Raw genomic sequence first — 255 nt, forward strand, 5'->3', positions numbered from 1 at the left:
TCACACATGATATATTTTGATTATTGTATTAATTTGTTTTTTAGGGTGACGGATGGGGGAGGCTGACATGAACAAAGATGTGATTTATGATCAATTACGATTGGTTACCATGAACCACGACTTCGACAAAGACGATCTGAGCTTTGATGACTTTACCAGCAGCCATCTTGCCAAAATATTGGGCAAGAAACGCAACTTGATCAGCCACACATTAAATGAACTGGTCCGGAGTGGGGAAGTTATTAAAATCAACAC

General features: G+C 39.2%; 1 protein-coding gene. It reads left to right on the forward strand.

Features of this window, described 5'->3' with window-relative positions:
• Positions 1–67: 67 nt before the first annotated feature.
• Positions 68–255: hypothetical protein (locus SB773_RS33105; RefSeq protein ID WP_410594672.1), on the forward strand; the 188-nt coding region annotated here is incomplete at its 3' end.

This window comes from Bacillus sp. SIMBA_074 (assembly GCF_046534555.1).
Taxonomy (GTDB): Bacteria; Bacillota; Bacilli; order Bacillales; family Bacillaceae_G; genus Bacillus_A; species Bacillus_A mycoides.